Annotated in this window: 13 protein-coding genes; 4 read left to right on the top strand and 9 right to left on the bottom strand. The window is 35.6% G+C overall.

All coding sequences use genetic code 11. The annotated features are described in order from the left end of the window. Positions 1-33 precede the first annotated feature (33 nt). The 5 genes from AVL50_RS02630 to AVL50_RS32865 form a co-directional block, all read right to left on the bottom strand. A complete protein-coding gene (locus AVL50_RS02630) occupies positions 34-747 on the bottom strand; it encodes a LytTR family DNA-binding domain-containing protein (RefSeq protein WP_062614923.1) in 714 nt (237 codons plus the stop codon). Between the two features lie 4 nt (positions 748-751). After that, positions 752-1,768: a sensor histidine kinase gene (locus tag AVL50_RS02625; RefSeq protein WP_082795626.1), complete on the bottom strand. Its 1,017-nt coding sequence runs from the start codon at positions 1,766-1,768 to the stop codon at positions 752-754. Positions 1,769-1,778: 10 nt separating this feature from the next. Next, the gene (locus AVL50_RS02620) at positions 1,779-3,854 is read right to left on the bottom strand and encodes a TonB-dependent receptor (protein ID WP_062614921.1); all 2,076 of its coding nucleotides are present in this window, start codon (positions 3,852-3,854) and stop codon (positions 1,779-1,781) included. Between the two features lie 42 nt (positions 3,855-3,896). Further along, positions 3,897-4,598, bottom strand: a complete 702-nt coding sequence (locus AVL50_RS02615; protein WP_157491113.1) for a hypothetical protein — start codon at positions 4,596-4,598, stop codon at positions 3,897-3,899. A gap of 243 nt (positions 4,599-4,841) precedes the next feature. Next, complete coding sequence (locus tag AVL50_RS32865) at positions 4,842-5,018, bottom strand: hypothetical protein (RefSeq protein WP_157491112.1); 177 nt, start codon at positions 5,016-5,018, stop codon at positions 4,842-4,844. A 367-nt stretch (positions 5,019-5,385) separates the two neighbouring features. Here AVL50_RS32865 and AVL50_RS02610 point away from each other — a divergent pair, with 367 nt between their 5' ends. Continuing rightward, the gene (locus AVL50_RS02610) at positions 5,386-6,948 is read left to right on the top strand and encodes an arylsulfatase (protein ID WP_062614919.1); all 1,563 of its coding nucleotides are present in this window, start codon (positions 5,386-5,388) and stop codon (positions 6,946-6,948) included. 93 nt (positions 6,949-7,041) lie between these two features. On the opposite strand, the gene AVL50_RS02605 is transcribed toward AVL50_RS02610, so the two are convergent. From AVL50_RS02605 to AVL50_RS02590, 4 genes are all read right to left on the bottom strand, one after another. Further along, positions 7,042-7,635 carry a DUF6515 family protein gene (locus tag AVL50_RS02605; protein ID WP_062614918.1) on the bottom strand — a complete coding sequence of 198 codons (594 nt, stop codon included), beginning with the start codon at positions 7,633-7,635 and terminating at the stop codon, positions 7,042-7,044. Positions 7,636-7,713: 78 nt separating this feature from the next. After that, positions 7,714-8,412 carry a DUF2490 domain-containing protein gene (locus tag AVL50_RS02600; RefSeq protein WP_062614917.1) on the bottom strand — a complete coding sequence of 233 codons (699 nt, stop codon included), beginning with the start codon at positions 8,410-8,412 and terminating at the stop codon, positions 7,714-7,716. 398 nt (positions 8,413-8,810) lie between these two features. Beyond that, positions 8,811-9,398 carry a rhomboid family intramembrane serine protease gene (locus AVL50_RS02595; RefSeq protein WP_062614916.1) on the bottom strand — a complete coding sequence of 196 codons (588 nt, stop codon included), beginning with the start codon at positions 9,396-9,398 and terminating at the stop codon, positions 8,811-8,813. Between the two features lie 29 nt (positions 9,399-9,427). Continuing rightward, complete coding sequence (locus tag AVL50_RS02590; protein WP_082795625.1) at positions 9,428-10,609, bottom strand: anhydro-N-acetylmuramic acid kinase; 1,182 nt, start codon at positions 10,607-10,609, stop codon at positions 9,428-9,430. A 52-nt stretch (positions 10,610-10,661) separates the two neighbouring features. Here AVL50_RS02590 and AVL50_RS02585 point away from each other — a divergent pair, with 52 nt between their 5' ends. The 3 genes from AVL50_RS02585 to AVL50_RS02575 all read left to right on the top strand — a co-directional run bounded on the left by AVL50_RS02585 (position 10,662) and on the right by AVL50_RS02575 (position 17,093). After that, a complete protein-coding gene (locus tag AVL50_RS02585; protein ID WP_062614914.1) occupies positions 10,662-11,918 on the top strand; it encodes a competence/damage-inducible protein A in 1,257 nt (418 codons plus the stop codon). 474 nt (positions 11,919-12,392) lie between these two features. Further along, positions 12,393-15,509, top strand: a complete 3,117-nt coding sequence (locus AVL50_RS02580; protein ID WP_062614913.1) for a TonB-dependent receptor — start codon at positions 12,393-12,395, stop codon at positions 15,507-15,509. Between the two features lie 27 nt (positions 15,510-15,536). Further along, the gene (locus AVL50_RS02575; RefSeq protein ID WP_062614912.1) at positions 15,537-17,093 is read left to right on the top strand and encodes a RagB/SusD family nutrient uptake outer membrane protein; all 1,557 of its coding nucleotides are present in this window, start codon (positions 15,537-15,539) and stop codon (positions 17,091-17,093) included. The last annotated feature ends 94 nt before the right edge of the window (positions 17,094-17,187 follow it).

The following is a 17,187-nucleotide window of genomic DNA, read 5'->3' as shown; positions in this document are numbered from 1 at the left end:
AGGATCTACAGCAGTGTAGGTCCTTTTTTGTTTTTAGACTTTCCAGACTTTTCCTTTAGTGATTTTATCATACACTTCATTATACAATGAACGGCTGATATTCAATTTTTGCCCATTTACAATCAACATTTTGCCTTCAATAGCTTCCACATATTCAGCATTGACAATAAACGAACGGTGAATTCTGATAAACTGATTTTCGGGGAGTTTCTGTTCCACTTGTTTCATAGAAAAGAGTGTGATATGTCTTTTCTCTTTGGTATGAATAAAGATGTAATCCACTGCCGCCTCTATAAAAAGAATATCTTCTAATTTTACTTTGACAGTCTGCTGATCCTCTTTGATAAAGATGTAATCATCATTGTTGGAAGGAGTGGTAACCACTTCTTTTTTATCACTCCAAATTTTATAAACCTTTGCAACGGCTTTTGCAAAACGAGGTAGGGTGATGGGTTTTAAAAGATAATCGATAGCGTTCAATTCAAAGCCATCCACTGCGAATTCTCTATGGGCTGTAGTGAAAATAATATGAGGAGGATTGGAAGCATTTTTTAGCCAATCAACACCCGTTATTCCAGGCATTTGAATATCCAAAAACACCAAATCGATCTCATTTTTCATTAAAACCTCATCCAGTTCAAATACACTTTTGCATTTGGCAGTCAGGTTGAGGTAGGGGATCTCCTTTACATATTTTGCAATACCTTCTCTTGCGATTAGTTCATCATCAACTACAATACAGTTCATCTTTTTAGTTTTTAAGTTTGATATCTAGTTTTACAATAAATTCATCTTCTTGATCCAATATTTCCAGATCGTGCTGATGAGGATAGAGAAGTTCTAAACGTTTACGGGCATTGATTAAACCCAATCCACCTTTATCACTTTTTGGATGATCACTTTTGGTGTTTTGAACCATCAAATGCAACACATCATTTTCCATTGAGATAACAATAGAAATTGTATATCCTTTCGAATTAATACCATGCTTAAATGCATTTTCTACAAAGGTAATCAAAAGCATGGGTGCAATGTTATAGTTGATGTTTTCTGTAGGAAAATCGTAATGTAAAGTCAGAAAATCTTGATGTCGGATTTGTTCCATCTTGATATAATTCCTCAAGTAATCCAGTTCCTCTTCCAAATTGACTTGATCCTGATTGGCCTTGTATAATTGATGACTTAATGCATCTGAAAGCTGAATCACTAATTCTTTTGCTTTCTGAGGTTCATCATCCATCAAAAAGTAAATGGTATTGAGATTATTGAATAGGAAATGAGGTTGTAATTGTGACTTCAATAAGTTCAATTCACTTCTCATGTTTTTGTTTTCCAATTCCTTCACATACTTGTCTTTTAAATACCATTTTTGAACCAGATAAATTGTTGAAGAAATAAAGAACAATACAAAGGTTTCACTTGATGCTGTCCACCAACCGACTTTCCCAGAAAAGAAAGGTTCTATAGTATCAATTTTTAAGATTACAGCATAAACGGTGTAAGTAGCGTAATTACGAATAATGACAGATATGGCCAATAGCATACCGAATGAAATAAAGTAATACGGTTTCTTATTTTGAAATAAAAACTTCGGAATTAAGAAATATAAATTGAAATAGACAAAGGGAATTAATGGTGCTGTAATGACCGTAAATGTTATAAAATTATGGAAGATCTCATTATTAAATAACAAGTCACGAATACTCAGCAGAAGTATATAGCAACACCAAAAAAGGATATGAATGGCTATTTCGATTAGTTTTTTCATTGAAGTACGTTTATTCTATGGTCATAAACAGACCTAAGAAGATAGATTGTTTGCTTGTAGGCAATTTGGCCACTCGGAAATTTCCATCCTTTGAGTATTCGTATCCAAAAACCTGATCAAACCCTAAAACATTTGAAAATGAAGCGAAGAGAACGGTAAAATTTCCCATTAGATTCATCGTGTAATTTAATGCAATGTCTAAGTTATGAAAATCCTTTGTTTTATCATCCATAAATACTTCTGCATTTGGGTTTTCAAACGGCCTACCTGAAGCATAAGTGTAGGTAAGTCCAGGTTGAAGTCGAAGAGAAGGAATGTCAAAATTGGCCACCACATTTATATTGTGATTGGTTACAAAATCAGGTGTAGCACTGATCGGGAAATGTTTATAATTTCTTTCAGAATCAATATAAGAGTAGGTCACCCAATAATCAAGAAATGAAATGGAAGTTTCGTCTCTCCAGAATACATCAATTCCTCTTGCATAGCCATAACCGCTGTTGTCAATGCTTTCATCATTGAATTTAACCAGCTGATCATATTCTTTATGATAAAGTTCTACTCTGAATGTTCTGCCCAATACTTCTCTTTTGTAATTCATGATATAATGAGTCGATTTTTGAAAATCAAGGTCTGACTTATATACTAAATATTCATCTTTCGCCTTTTGGTAATAATCACCATAGCTTACAGTAATTTGATTGAAATCATTGAGGTCAAAAAATAAGGACGTACGAGGGGCAAATGAGAATTTTTCAATTTTTGAAGAATACTCTCCTCTTACACCTAATCTTAATTTCACTACAGGAGACAAGTGCAACATGGATTCAGAAAACGCTGATGTTAAATGATCTCTCACCCAAAAATTTCCCCATCTTGTTTGCTCATTTCTATAATCTCCTCCAACTTTTAAATCCATAATATCCCCAAAACTATGTGATAAAGTGACTTTTGAAATAACATGCTGATTGTCTTCTTTTAAGTTTTCTTCTCCTAAAGCAATATCACCAATTGTTTTGTTGTAAGAAATACCCGCGTCAATCTCCCAAGATCGACCCAATAGTCCTTTATAGCTATTGTTGACATAAATGTCATGTGCCTTTCGGTTAAAAACTCTTCCTTTAAATGGTTTTTCAGGGTCAAATAATACAACACCTACATTATTGACATTGTATTGAGAAAACATTTTGAACATACCCGTTCTGGTTTTATGCCTGAAGGCCGTTTTTACATTCAAAGCCTCAGGAACTTTCACCCAGTCTACATTCTGAGGAGTAATTCCAAAATAGGGTTCAAGGTTGTTGTAAGTTACACCACCCATCAGCACTGTTTTATCCTCCCAAACATGACTGTGACTTCCACCAATGCCCGCAAAATGAAGATTAATAGATGAACTTGTTCGTTCTGGAATTCCTTCAGTTTCCAATAGCAATACAGAAGATAACGCTTGTCCGTACTCTGCAGAGTATCCACCTGTAGTAAAAGTGGTGCCTTGAAACATAAATGGATCAAATTTTCCTCTGCTTGGCATATTTGGAGTATTGCCCAAAAATGGATTAGTGGCCACAGTACCATCAATAATTGTTTGTGTTTCTGTAGCATCACCACCTCTAACAAACAATCCTGTTTGATCGCCAACCTTTGAGGTGCCTGGCAATGTTTGCAGAGCCTGATATAAATCTCCGTTGGCACTTGCGTTGCGTACAATCTCCATTCCTGTAATTTTTAAAGCGGTGATTTCTTCCAGAGACTCACCACTTCCTCCATAGATTTCGATGGCTTTTAAAGTAGTACTGCTTTTAGGAAGCTCTAAGCGAGCAGGATTAGAGAGTGTTGAAACCGAAAACTCTATTTCTGAATACCCAATTGCTCTAACCACAAGCTTATCACTTGGACTGTAATTCGCTTTGAGTTCAAATTTTCCTTTCTCATCGGTAGAGGTACCTTGCATGATGTCTTTCAGAAAAACACTTGCAAACGGCACGGCTTCACCATCAGTATCTGTTACGGTTCCCTTGATGGAACGTTGAGCGTAACTGGCGTTGAACAATAGCAATAAAGACGTAAAAAGTAATAGCGTTTTCATAGTTTCAACTATAAGATTGATAATTGTTTTTTGTAATAAGGTTTAAAGGACAGTCTCGCTTAATTCTTTTAATTCATAATCATGAGGAAAGGCTTTCATACCTTCTGTACAATACTTTTTAGCCAAATCCATTTTGCCATTTCTTTTATAAAGCTGAACCAATAAGCTGTAAACTCTTTCTTTTCCCCATGTAGGTTTCAAAGGGTCATTGTTAGGGTTATTGTCAGCAGCAAGTGCTTTTAATAAATACTTCTCTGCCACTTTTCCTCCGCCATATTTTACAGGAGTATGAAAATCATTTTCTCCCATTCCTAAATTTGCACGCAGGTTGTTTTTATCTAGTTTCAAAGATTTCTTGTAGCGTGCCGTTGATTTTGTGGCAAGTGTTCTTGTTTTAGAAGGATCAATGCTGATACTAAATCCTAAAATACTACCTTCCAGAGCATAAGATTCGGCATCTCTATTTTCTTCTTCATTTAAGAATCCGATAGCTTGATCTACAAATTTTTGAGAGGTTGTTTTGTCGCCGCTACCCATTTCATAAATACCAGCCATAAAAGAAGCATATGCTTTCCAATAAAGACTTGGTTGTTCGTTGATGGTGTTGGCTACTTTGTTTTCTTGACTTTGGAAAGAATCGCCAAAAGCTTTTTCAATGTTTGCTTGAGCACTTTGTGCAAATGATACCGTGTTTGCCATAAGGCAAATGAATAATAGAGAGAATAAGTTTCTTACAGTTTTCATTGTTTTATCGTTTTTGATTAATGATGTAACAATGATCCGGATTAGTAGCGACCTGAAGAAATTAGATCTGTGAGTGGTTTTATTTTCTCGGTGAGTGGTACGTAGGGGTGGTGTAGGGGTGGTCCTGAGTGACCACCCACAGAACCACACAAGAACCATATCATAAAAAAACAGGAATTGAAAAAGATGTTTCATCCTTCAATTCCTGTAATTTCAATAGAGAGTTTGTAATTCATATCCTTGCTAAGCCTTATATACCACATCATCTTCCTCTACATCCGCTCCGGAAATCTTAAACAAAGACCTTGAGTTGTATTGTTCTTCAGTCTGTTCCGTTTCTTGCTCTCTTACATTGTCTCTGTCATACTCTTGGTAACCCCAGCAATTTGGGCAGTCTTGATATACGCTTTTGTTTTTCATAATATTTGATTTTTATGGGTGATAATTATTTGTTTGTTTCAAAATTAGGGGATTAAAACATGTGATGGAAATCGAAAATTTCTATTCAAGTATTATTAAAAGTGATATCCAGTTGTTTGAAAGGAAACATTGTGAAAGGTTTTGATTTTATCATTTTACTTATTGTTATTAAAATATAAATCAAAAAATATCTACTAATAAACATTCATTTTTTAAGTAGGGTTAAAAAAATAATATACTGTTAAATTTCAATATAAGTTTAATATTAAACTAAATTTCATTTCTATATTTGCTATGCAGTTAGAGAAACGAGACTGCTTATAAATTGATATGATAAATAGCCTACGGGCTTAAAAGACCAACAAAAATGAGAAAAATTGTACTAACGTTATCGGTTTTACTAACGGTAACAGGGGCTTTATTTGCCCAAAAATCAAAGAAAAACAAAAGACCTAACATCCTTGTAATTATGGGTGATGATGTTGGATATGGTAACATCAGTACTTACAACAACGGAATGTTAGCGTACCAAACTCCAAACATTGATAGAATTGGTAAAGAAGGTGTAGTTCTAACATCTGAATACGCACAACAATCTTGTACAGCCGGTCGTGCTGCTTTCATTACAGGTCAATCTCCATTAAGAACAGGTTTATCAACGATTGGTATGCCAGGTTCAAAAATCGGTATCCAAAAAGAAGACCCTACATTGGCTGAGATCTTAAGACCACTAGGTTATACTTCAGGTCAGTTCGGTAAAAACCACTTAGGTGATAGAGATGAATTCTTGCCAACAAACCACGGTTTTGATGAGTTCTTCGGTAACCTTTACCACTTAAATGCTGAAGAGGAGCCAGAAGACCCTGCATACCCACAAGATCCTGAATTCAGAAAAAAATATGGTCCAAGAGGTGTAATTCACTCTTATGCTGACGGTCGTATTTCAGATACAGGTCCATTGAACAAAAAGAGAATGGAAACAGTAGATGCAGAGTTTATGGATGCTTCTATTGACTTTATGGAAAGAGCCGTAAAAGACGACAAGCCTTTCTTCGTGTGGTTCAACTCTACTCGTATGCACGTATTCACTCACTTAACAGAAGAGAGTAAAAAATTAGTACATGACTACGGTTTATACGGTGCAGGTATGACAGAATTAGACAATCAAGTAGGTACTTTATTGTCAACATTAGAGCGTTTAGGTGTAGAAGAAAATACAATCGTGATTTTCACAACTGACAACGGCGTTGAGAAAATGACATGGCCTGACGGTGGTATTTCTCCATTCCGTGGTGAAAAAGGATCTACTTGGGAAGGTGGTGTAAGAGTACCTTTCGTAATGAAATACCCTAATGGATTAAAAGATACAGGTCGTAGACTAAACGGTATTGTTTCTCATGAAGATATGGTACCTACAATCTATGCAGCCGTAACAGGAAAAGATGATTTGAAAGAGACATTGAAAACAGAGGGTTACAAATCAGGTGATCAAACTTTCAAAGTACACTTAGACGGTTACAATCAATGGGATTACTTCACAGGTAAAGAGGAAGAGTCAAGAAGAGAAACATTCTTCTATGTGGCAGACAACGGTATGATCCAAGCGATGCGTTGGAACGACTGGAAAATCCACTTTATCATCCAAGAAGGTGAAGGTCCTGATATGTGGTTCTCAGGTCACAGATTTGCATTATCATGGCCAAAGATCTACAACCTAGGTCAAGACCCTTATGAAATGGCAGATCACTCAGGAATGTACTTAAAATGGTACGGTCAGAAGATGTGGTTATTTGTTCCTGCAAAGGAAAAATTAGGTGAATTCTTTATGTCATTCAAAGACTTCCCTCCACGTCAGCGTCCTGAATTATTATCGCCAGGTAAAATGCAGGAAATGCTTTACCAAATGATGGATAGAACTCCTAAGAACTAATCGTAAGTTCACTTATATTATATCGTACACCCCAATACTGCAATTTGAGTATTGGGGTTTTTATATACATGAATGTTCAACTTGAGTTCTGCACTAACTTTTATATGACGGTTCAGGAATGAGAACAAGAACTTCTTCTCCCTTATCATTGGTGGTATTCATATAATAGTCTCCATCCAATTCATAAAACTTTTCACCATTGACTATGACTTCATTATAACCTTTAGGAATGGAATTGACTTCTGCATCTACAGGTCCATCCACCACCACATAGTCATTTTTCCTTTTCTGATAATAGGTTCCGTAGTAATAATAATAAGACTTGTTTCTTACTCTGATTCTTTGATGTCCCACAGGCAAAGTTTTTATACGAATACCATTTGCAGGACGAGCCACAATCCAATTCCTACCATTGGGCCTGTACCATATTCCAGACGAGTAATAATATCGACTTTGATGATGGTTATAGACTATGGCATTATGTGGTATTTGAGTCACCAAAGCACCTCTTCTTGGTAGTGATGAATAACGATAATAAACGGCATTATTTTTCTTTACACGCTTAGTAGTTTTCACCCTTTTCTGTTTTTCATATTTACGATACGTATTTTTTCTAGTTTGTCCATGTGAACCTGTTCCTGCAAAAAATACAATCGTCATAGCTAGGAAGTAATAATAGAATTTCATGTCAGTACAAATTTGATTGATGCTTTAATTCAGTAAAGAGAGAGCGTAATAATTTGTACTCATTTTGGAAGGAAAAAATTAATCTCTCATATCTAAATCAATGTATACTGTGAATCGAAATACATTTGAGGTGGCTGTATGATTATAGGTCCACATATGACCAGCGGTAAAGCTGATATCGTCATCATATTTGTACCCTAAAGCATTGTAGACACGGAAATCTTCTAAGCTTTCTTCATGATTGTCATGCATAAAAAGTTCTACAGAAGGCACTAGATAAAATGTGCCAGGTTCAATATGATCGTTATTAATAGGAATATAGGCATACAACTTATATCGGTATCTATTACTGTATTTTGTGTATTCTTCTTTCTCTTCCCATCTGTGTTCAATACGAACTTGGTGGTAAAATTTTACCCTTCCCCAATAATGATGATATAAATACTGATGCCAAATTCTATATTCCATAAGTGTAGTTTGATCATAAAGATCTTGTTCACCATCACCGATGGGCTGATTGAATTTTCCAATGATGGCAGGACCGACAACGATATCAAAGTTATCATTGACAAAGTAGTTTAATCCCATTCTATTGTAACTTTTATGAAGTTCATAACCACTTCCTTTATCGGTATATCGGAGATGGTGTTCTCCATAATATCCCAGCTTATCGGAGAGGCGGACTTTTAAATAAGCCGCACCCCATTGACCCGTATCTTGAGCATAAATAGAAATAGCAGTTAATAATAGTATTACTGTTATGATAATCCTCTTCATTGTTGTAGCGTTAAGTTCTTAATCATTTATTATGTTCCATAATTTTCAGCACCTGGCATTGATTAAAGTAAACCGCTATCTATTAAAATGAGAGGTTTACAAGAATGAATGCAAAACACTAAAAAAAACAGAGATGTAGAATGAGTAGTGATTTTATATATTCTAGAGTTTAAATAATGTAAAGTTATATAGCATGTATGAATCATTTTTTAGCACATGCTGTTACACACAAGTTGATATCGCAAGACTGAAAATATCACTTTCCAGTAGAAGCAAATCATGGTAATAACAATGTATAAAAGGATATTTGGTTGAGCTGATTTTAGATTTATAACAAAAAATAACCCTTGTAAAGTTATAGAACCTTTACAAGGGTTAAATTGTGGTAACGATGTTTCTTATACTAAGTTTTTAGAGGCAATTTTTTTTGTCGTTCTTCTATCAATTCCAAACCCAAAAATGGCACCGCAAATACCGCCAACAATATGAGCTAACTGAGAGATATTATCATCATCAAAAACAGAAAGTAATTCTTGACCTATAAACAGGGTTACAATCAATACAAAAGTAAGTGGTAATTTTCCTTTTTGGACATTGACAATAGAGCTCAATAGAATAAACATAAATACAACTCCACTAGCACCAAGAAGACCACTAGATAAGAAAACGGCATTGATCATTCCAGTGATAAATGCAGTCATCAAGATCATATAAAGCAACTGTTTGCTACCATATTTTTCTTCTAGGATAGGACCAAGGAGAAGAATATAAGTAAAGTTACCCATAAAGTGTTCCCAGCTTCCGTGACCTATTACATGAGAAAATAATCTAAAGTAAGTCAAAGGTGAAAACAGGCTCATACTGCCAAATCCACCTACGGAGAAAAAGGGAGTAAGATCTATGTAAAGAAATGTTTTTAAGATAATAAAGGCTGCACTTATAAAAGTAAAGGTCAATGTGACCGGTGCATTATATTGTATTTTCATAATTTGACATTTGTAGCTGTAGTAGGAATTTAACCACCACAGCCAATTATTTTATTAAATGAGGGCATCTCTTCATTGTCAGTCAATGAGGGAGTAGTTTCCTCTTCTTGTTTTACAAAAGGATGATGTATCACTCCACCGCAGTTGTCTATGGTGGCGCCAGTTACACTCTTAAGACAATTAACCTCTTTTTTTAGACGTAGACAACCTAGAAAGGCAAAAAGTAAAGCTTCTTTATGCGTTATAATTTCTTTTGGAGGAATGACAATTTCAATATTTGGACAATGATGCTGTATTCTTTCCACCATGAAGGTATTGAAGGCACCACCACCCGTGATCAACAGTTTTTCTTTGCCAAAATGCAATTTTGATTTCTGTGAGGCAAATGCTATCACTTTTCCTACCTGTATTGCAGTATGTTCAACAGAAGTAGCCAATCGATCTTCCAGCTTTTCAACTTTTGAAATGATAGGAAGGTAACTTTCCAGAAACCATTCTTTTCCTAATGATTTTACTTCAAAATTGTCATAAAAAGGAAGTTGGTTTAATTCATCAAGCACATTTTGTTGCACTTCACCTTGTTTTGCCATCTTTCCACCTTCATCATATTCTTTATGAATCTCTCTCATGAAATAATTGAGAGGCATATTGGCAGGTGAAGTGTCAAAAGCAATTGTTTCATTATTCACTTCAAAAGAGATATTGCCAATACCGCCAAGATTCAATCGGTAATGATATTCGTGGAACAATAAACGATCACCAACAGGTACTAATGGAGCACCTTGTCCCTGAAAAGCTAAATCTGCTACTCTGAAGTCATTGATCACATTACAGCCTGAATATCTTGCAATTGCAGGCCCATGACCGATCTGTGAAGTAATACCAATTTCGGTCTGATGGAAAATTGTATGCCCATGACTGCAAACAAAATCGACTTTTAAATTGTTCCTATCGATGAAAGATCGGATATGCATGCCTATCTTTCTACCTAAAGCTCGGTCTAATTTTATATATTCAAGGGCTGAAAGATGTTCAGCAGTGTCAAGTTTGGTTTTCCATTCTTCATCATAATCAACACTGTCAGTATGTGGCATTGTATAACGCCACTGTTTTTGACTATCTTTCCAAAATTCAGCATAACATAGGTCAATGCCGTCCAGACTTGTGCCGGACATCACACCTATTAATCGAAATTTGTTTTTACTACTCATTTTAGTTGCAGATTTGAATCATTTAATTTCGCATTTATATTAATAATAAGCAATGAAAACGCATACATACGTAGAAATAGTTACCATAGGAGATGAAATTCTTTATGGACAGATAACGGACACAAACTCCCAATGGATGGGGACTGAACTCAATAAAAAAGGCTTTAATGTAATACGTAAAACTTCTATTGGAGACACTAAAGAGGAGATACTGACTATCTTAGAAGAAGCCCAGTCTAGGGCTGATATTGTGTTAATTACAGGTGGTTTAGGGCCTACAAAAGACGATATTACCAAAAATACAATAGCTGAATATTTTGACGTAGATATGACATTCCGTCAAGAAGTATATGATAATATAGCGGAGTTGTTTAAAGCTAGAAATAGAGAGCTGACCACATTGAATAGAATGCAGGCTGATATTCCATCGAATGGAAAGGTACTAATGAATAAAGTAGGTACTGCACCTGGAATGTGGTTTGAAAATGGAGAAAAAACTATCATTTCTATGCCGGGTGTTCCTCATGAGATGAAGTATTTGATGGAAAATCATGTCTTGGATCAGTTACAGGAGAAGTACCATACACCGTTTATCGTTCATAAAATGTTGAGAACGATGGGAATTCCGGAGTCTAAACTGGCTGAAATGATTGAAGATTGGGAGGAAAGCCTTCCAGAAGAATTAAGTTTAGCTTATTTACCTCGTTTGGGGCAAGTTCGATTGAGAATTACTGGAGTAAGTTATGATGAAACGGACCTAAAAAACAAGATTGAGCAAGAGGTTGAAAAGTTAAGAACTTTACTAGGTGATAACTTGTATGCAGAAGAGGATATAGATATTGAGTTGATAGTTTCAGATCTTTTAAAAGAAAAAGGATTGACTTTGGCTACAGCCGAATCTTGCACTGGTGGAAACATCGCAAAAACTATCACAAGTATAGCAGGAGCTTCAGCTTTTTATAATGGAGGCATTGTTTCTTACAGTAATGAAGTGAAAGAAAGTCAGCTAGGGGTAACCTCTGAAAGTTTAAGGGATTTTGGTGCGGTCAGTGAGCAAGTAGCTCTTCAGATGGCGAACAACGTCCGTGAAAAGTACAATTCTGATTTTGGTGTTGCCACTACAGGGATTGCAGGGCCAACTGGAGCAACGAAAGACAAGCCTGTTGGAACTATATGGATTGCGTTGTCTACCAAGAAAGGTACTGAAGCCAAATTATTGCAACTTTATAATAATAGAAAGTTGAATGTGACAGTGACAACCAATTCAGTTTTGAAGTGGCTTTTGGAAGAATTAAACCAAGAAAATTAGGTTATATTATTTTCTTAAGTGATTCTTTTAAATGAAATAAAATAAAATCACTTTGTTAACAGCGTAAAATCTGAGTCTTAAAATATAATAATTTTGAGACTCTTTTTTGTTTTATGTCATTGTTGATCAGTTGTTTATAAATAAACACACGTAATAATGTAGTATTAGAAGTGTAAAAATGTATTTTATTTTTTTTTGAGGACAAACAGGAACTAACTAACATTGCATATGACGTCAGCAAAATTGAAATGAATTATTTACAATCGCAATCTAGAATATGATTTGATTATAACTATTTATCCAATTACAACTTAACTCTTTAGACATATTACGCTCTCTTAATGGCTTAGGAAAAAAAGCGCGTCTAAAAGTTACATAACAAATTCTGAATGAATCTAAATTGATTCTCTTCGAAAAATTCTAATCTACCAGAATTTTTTAATTACTTTTTATTATTTCTATTTACATAAAAACATGCACAAACTAATTAATTTAAAAAGCATAGCTTGGGTGCTCTCTATGGCTTTTTTAATGCTTTTTAGTACTCAATCTTGGGCTCAGGAAAAAGCATTGTCTGGAACGATCTTAGGTGAGGGAAGTGAACCTCTACCAGGAGTGAATATTAAAGTAAAAGGAACTACTATAGGTACTGTAACTGATTTCAATGGACAGTTTAAGTTAAATGTATCAAACGACGCAGAAGTGCTGGTCTTCACTTTTGTAGGTTATAAAACAATAGAACGTACTATCGGTACGCAAACGACCTTTGATATTTCATTAGAAATTGATCAAGAACAATTAGAAGAAGTAGTGGTAATTGGTTACGGTGTTCAAAAGAAATCACTAGTAACAGGTGCCATTGCAAGTGTGGAGGCTGATGATATTGTAAGTTCAGCGATCAGTGCAGAACAAGCTCTACAAGGTAAAGCAGCAGGTGTGACTGTCTCTCCTCAATCAGGTTCTCCTGGTAACGGTATCAAAGTTCGTATTCGTGGTGCTAGTTCAAATGGTAATAGTGATCCTCTATATATTGTAGATGGTATGAAGACTAATAATATTAGTTTCTTAGCACCATCAGATATTGCTTCAATGGAAGTATTGAAAGATGCAGCTTCTTCAGCAATCTATGGTTCTGAAGGTGCAAATGGTGTTGTAATCATCACAACGAAAGGTGGTAATAAAGATGGAAGATCTAATATTGATTACTCTTTCCAGTATGGTATTCAGAGTCTAGGTTTGAAACCTCAAATGATGAATGCCAATGAATATGCTACTTTCATGAGAGAAGTACACGATCCTTCAAAAGGTTATGTTCCAGATCCAGCTGAACACGGACAAGGAACAAACTGGCTGGATGAAGCTTCAGAGCAAGCTCCAATGGTGATGCATAACTTATCATTCTCAGGTGGATCTGAAAAAGGCTCGTACTTATTGAGTGCAGGTTACACTTCTCAAGATGGTATTATTGGTGGTAGCACTGCCAGTTATGAGCGTTACAACGGACGTTTGAATGTAACTAGAAATCTTAAAAAATGGATTGATGTTCAAGCGAATATTGCATTGACAAGCTTCTCAAGATCTTCAATTACTGAGGATGAGGCTTTTAATGGTATTGTAAACAGTGCTTTAATGATGGATCCTACAGGGGAAGCAAGATATGCTCCTAATCAATTGACTCCTTATATGCAGGAAAAATTGGATGAAGGTAAAATTTTAAGAAGAGATGAGAATGGAAATTATTACGGATTATCAAATAACGATTTCCTAAAAGGTGAGGTGATTAACCCATTGATCCGTTTAGCAAATGAAAAAGGTGTCTATAAAGAGAACAAAATGCTTTCTACAGGTATGGTGAATTTAAAACCAATTGAAGGTTTGAAAATTAGTTCACGTATAGGTTTAGATGTTACGCAAGGAAGTTTCAATAGCTGGAACCCTTCATTCTGGGCCAACTCAAACTTAGAAAGTAATGCACCTACAGTAACAGCAAACGAGGAACACTGGAACAATTGGTTATGGGAGAATTTTGCAACATATACTACAAAGTTCGATAAGCACTCTATCACTGCATTAGTGGGTATGTCGTCACAAGAGAACAGATACCGTAACCTTGATACTAGATCAGGTAATATGGTAAAAGAAGATGACTTATTTAGATATCCAGATTATGTGGATTCAAGAGATAACGATAGAGTAACAGGTAGAAATGAAACAAGAAGAATGACTTCGTATTTTGGCCGTTTATCATATGATTACGATAACAGATATATCTTCGAAGCGACATTCCGTAGAGATGGTTCTTCATTATTCTCTCCTAAAAATCAGTTTGGTACATTCCCTTCATTCTCTTTAGGTTGGAATGTTTCCAATGAAAGCTTCTGGTCAGTAGATGCCATTGATTACTTGAAAATCAGAGGTAGCTGGGGTAGAAACGGTAGTTTATCTAACTTAGGTGTTGATCAATACAGATCGTTGATTACTACAACAAACATTTTCTATCCTAATGCAGACGATGTATTGTTAACAGGAGCAGAACCAGAGTTTTTAGCGAACCCTGATTTAAAATGGGAAACTTCGGAACAAACAAATATTGGTTTTGATTTAAGAGCGTTCGATAGTAAATTATACTTCACTTTAGATTACTATAATAAGCTAACAAAAGATTTATTGACGCCTTCAACTCCTGCTTTATCTTATGGTAATAATGCTCCTTTTGCAAATGCAGGTACAGTATCTAACAAAGGTGTAGAGATGATCTTAGGATATAGAAATTCTGAAAGAGAATTTACTTATGATGTAAGTGTAAATGGTGCTTTCAATAAGAATGAAGTGATTGAAGTATCACAAGGTTTAACAAGAATAGAGGGCGTTTCATTACCAACGTTAGGTCCAGTTACTTATTTCGAGGCAGGTTTGCCAGTATGGTACTTCAGAGGTTATCAAAATGATGGTATTTTCAGAGATCAAGCACACATCGCACAATGGATGGAAGCAAATAACATTCAAGATGATGCTGGAGATTTTGCTCCTGGTGATCCAATCATTAAAGATGTAAACGGTGATGGTAAAATCAACGAGCAAGACCTTACAAATATCGGTTCTCCTCACCCAACTTTCATTTTTGGTGCTAATTTATCTGCAGCTTACAAGGGATTTGATTTGAATATCTTCTTACAAGGAGCAACTGGACATCAAAACTTCATTGGATTTACAAGAGCTGATAATAATGCAACAAACAGATTACAAAGTGTAACTGCTGACCGTTGGATCGAAGATGGTGATGTAGCAACTTACCCTAGAGCAGGTTATAGTTCTGATAAGTATTTCAAGAGTGATTTGTTAGTACAAGATGCAAGCTACTTGAAGATCAGACAAATTCAATTAGGATATACATTGCCAACAAACATTGCTGCAAAAGTATTAATGCAGAGAGCAAGAGTATATGTGTCACTTAACGACTTCTTTACTTTCACAAGTTATGAAGGAATGGACCCTGAAGTGGGTAGCCAAAACAACAACGCTCAAGGTATTGACTTTGGTACTTATCCAATTTCAAGAAAAGTATTATTCGGTCTTTCAGTGACATTCTAATCAAACAACATAAAAGAAATACTCAAAATGAAATTCAATAGATTTAAAAAGGTATTAACCGTTTTGGGAGCAGCAGCTGTTTTAAGTTCATGTTCAGCAAAATTTTTAGAAGTAGAGCCTTATGGCAAGTCAAAGGCTGAAGAATACTATCAGACAGACGAGGAAGTGAAGTTGGCTTTGGTTGCAGCTTATGATATGCTGTCAACAGATCAGTTTCAAGGTTGGTCAAGCTGTTATGTTATTAAAAACCTTCCTTCGGATGATGTGAATTGTGGTGGTGGTAACTCTTCAGATCAACCACAATATCAGGAACTTGATGATTTTAATTGGCATCCTGAAAACCTGGGAATCCGTTCGTATTATCATATTAACTATTTTGGTGTATACAGAGCAAACTTAATTATTTCAAGTGCTCCTGAAGATGCGAGTGATTTGATGAAAAGAATGATTGCTGAAGCAAAGTTCTTAAGAGCATTCCATTATTTTGAATTGGTAACTGCCTTTGGTGATGTTCCTTTATGGTTGGTGCCTCCTGTAGAACTACAAGAAGGTAAAGCAAGAACGCCTAAAGCGGAAGTATATGCTCAAATAGAAAAAGATTTATTAGAAGCGTCAGAAGTGCTTCCAAATAAGTCAACTTTTGCAGGTACAGGTGATGCATTTAGAGCAAACAAGCAGGCAGCACTTGGTTTATTAGGTAAGGTGAGAGTATATAGCGGAGATTATTCTGGTGCGATTGCTCCGCTGGAGAGTGTGATTCAAACAGAAGGTTCTGAAGTTGGCTTGGAAGCGGATTTTGAAAGCTTGACTTTACAAACTACAGAATTTGGTATTGAATCGTTATTTGAAGCATCTTTTATAACAAATGGTGATACTTGGGGTACAACAGAATGGAATAGAAATGCTCATGATAACCGTCATATCCAATTATCTGGTCCAAGAGAGTTAAATGAAATTGAGGGTGCAGTTCCAGAGAAAGAAGGTAAATTAAGATCAGGTTGGGGATTCTTACCTCCGACAAAAGTATTATTTGATGCTTTTGAACCAACCGATGGGAGAAGAGATGGGACAGTGTTAGATGCTGATGGTTTAGCGAAGTACTATGGTCAGGAATTCGTTGACGGTTGGGATACAGAAGGTTTAGTTCGAACAAAGTATACTTCTTTTGAATCAGAAACTTCAACTGAAGATGGGGCGACTCCGGAGTTGAACTATACAACTAACTGGAGATTGCTTAGATATGCTGATGTTTTATTGCTAGCAGCTGAAGCTTATTATAATCAAGGTCGTGAAGCAGATGCAAGAGCAATGTTAAATAAACTTCGTCAAAGAGCAGGCGGATTAGCAGATTATGATGCGTCGGTTTCTGGACAAACTTTATTTGATGCAATAGTGAAGGAAAGAAGAGTGGAGCTAGCTTATGAAGGTTCACGTTTTTGGGATTTAGTAAGATGGGGACTTGCAGCACAAGAGTTATCAGATTTAGGTTTTGTAGCGGGTAAGCATGAAGTTTTTCCAATTCCGCTAGCAGAAATAGTAGGTAATCCAGGTATTGGTCAAGAGGATCAAAACCCAGGTTACTAAGAGATATATAAATAGACAGACAATTCATCATTAATTACAACAATTTTTTACTGGAAGCACTAATAGTGTCTTCCAGTTTTTTTATTGATATATT

Source organism: Flammeovirga sp. SJP92 (assembly GCF_001583495.1).
In the GTDB taxonomy this organism is placed as follows: domain Bacteria; phylum Bacteroidota; class Bacteroidia; order Cytophagales; family Flammeovirgaceae; genus Flammeovirga.
Note: the sequence above shows the minus strand (reverse complement) of the source record. Positions and strands in the feature narration are given on the sequence as shown.